Genomic DNA, 2222 nt, shown 5'->3' on the forward strand with positions numbered 1-2222 from the left:
AGTTCATGCCGATCCGATAACAGAACTCGACGGAGCTCGGTTCACCGCCGTGCTCACCGCAGATGCCGACCTCAAGATCGGGCCGTGTCTTGCGTCCGAGTTCGACTGCACGCTGGATGACCTTACCCACGCCGTCCTGATCGAGCACAGCGAATGGATCAGCCTTGAAGATCTTCAGATCTTCATACTGCTTCGAGAATTTCGTGTAATCGTCGCGCGAGAGACCCATTGTCGTTTGGGTCAGGTCGTTCGTACCGAAGGAGAAGAACTCCGCCGACTCCGCGATCTGATCGGCGGTGAGCGCCGCACGCGGCAACTCGATCATCGTGCCGATCGGGAAGGCGAGTGTGCAGCCGTGGGCCTCGGCGACTTCCTTCAGAACCTGGTGTGCCTCGTCCTCGATCAGCTCGAGCTCCTGCACGCTGCCGACCAGCGGGATCATGATCTCCGCCTGCGGATCACCCTTCATCCGCTGCCGGAAGCAGGCCGCTTCGGCGATCGCCCGCACCTGCAACGCGAACAGGCCAGGAACCACCAAGCGGAGCCGCACCCCGCGCAGCCCCAGCATGGGGTTCTGCTCATGGAGCCGGTTGACCGCCTGCAGAAGCCGGAGGTCGTTCTCGTTCTGCTGGTCCTGTGCTTCGGCGAGCGCGACGCGCACCGACAACTCGGTCAGGTCCGGCAGGAACTCGTGCAGCGGCGGGTCGAGCAGCCGGATCGTCACCGGCAGCCCGTCCATCGCCTCGAGGATGCGCTCGAAGTCCTTGCGCTGCAGCGGAAGCAGGGCCTCCAGAGCCTTTTCCCGCTCCTCGTCGGTGTCGGCGAGGATCAGCCGCTCGACGTACTGCTTGCGGTCGCCGAGGAACATGTGCTCGGTGCGGCACAGGCCGATGCCCTGAGCACCCATCCGACGCGCCCGCTCTGAGTCCTCGGGTGTGTCGGAGTTCGCCCGGACCCTGAGCCGTCGTCGCTCGTCGGCGTGGGTCATCAGCCGGTGCACGGCCTTGACCAGGTCACCCGCGTCGGCGGACTCGGGATCGAGCCGGCCCTCGAAGTACTCCACCACCGGGGACGGCACGACCGGCACCTCACCGAGAAACACGTCGCCGGAGCTGCCGTCGATCGAGATGACATCGCCCTCGGTCACCGTCACGCCGCCGGGCGCGAGCATCGTGCGGGCGCGGGTGTCGACGTCGAGCTCCTCGGCGCCGCAGACACAGGTCTTGCCCATGCCGCGGGCGACGACGGCCGCGTGCGAGGTCTTGCCGCCGCGGCTGGTCAGGATGCCCTGCGCCGCGATCATGCCCTCGAGGTCGTCGGGGTTGGTCTCGCGCCGGACCAGGATGACCCGCTCACCTGTGCTCGCCCACTTGACGGCGGTGTGGCTGTCGAAAACAGCCTTTCCGACGGCGGCGCCGGGCGAGGCGTTCATGCCCTTGGCCAGCTTGGTGCGGGCAGCGTCCTCGTCGAAACGCGGGAACATCAGCTGCGCCAGCTGCGCGCCGGTCACCCGGATCAGCGCCTCGTCGAGGTCGATCATCCCCTGGTCGACGAGTTGGGTGGCGATCCGGAACGCCGCGCCCGCGGTGCGCTTGCCGACGCGGGTCTGCAGCATCCACAGCTTGCCGCGCTCGATCGTGAACTCGATGTCGCACAGATCGCGGTAGTGCTCCTCCAGCGTCTGCATGATCGACATCAGCTGGTCGTACGACGCCTTGTCGAGGCCCTCGAGGTCGGCCAGCGGCAGCGTGTTGCGGATGCCGGCGACGACGTCCTCGCCCTGCGCGTTCTGCAGGTAGTCGCCGTACACGCCCTGGTCGCCGGTGCCGGGGTCACGGGTGAAGGCGACGCCGGTGCCGGAGTCCATGCCGAGGTTGCCGAAGACCATCGAGCAGACGTTGACCGCGGTGCCGAGGTCGGCCGGGATCCGCTCCTGGCGGCGGTACAGGATCGCGCGCGGCGCGTTCCACGAGTCGAAGACGGCCTTGATGGCAAGGTCCATCTGCTCACGCGGCTCCTGCGGGAAATCGCGTCCCGCGTGCTCGCGCACGATGCCCTTGTACGTGTCGACCAGGCCGCGCAGGTCGTCGGCGTCGAGATCGAGGTCGTTGGCGGTGCCCTTGGCCTTCTTGGCCGCGTCGATCGCGTCCTCGAAGTGCTCACCCTCGATGCCGAGCACGGTCTTGCCGAACATCTGGATCAACCGGCGGTACGAGTCCCAC

At 67.1% G+C, this 2222-nt stretch carries 1 protein-coding gene; it reads right to left on the reverse strand.

What is annotated here, in order from left to right; all coding sequences use genetic code 11:
- The coding region (gene ppdK, locus ACTHMS_RS02910; RefSeq protein WP_440305176.1) for a pyruvate, phosphate dikinase at positions 1–2222 on the reverse strand (2222 nt) is incomplete at both ends.

The sequence above is a fragment of the Jatrophihabitans sp. genome, from assembly GCF_051960575.1.
Lineage (GTDB): Bacteria > Actinomycetota > Actinomycetes > Mycobacteriales > Jatrophihabitantaceae > JBQCEE01.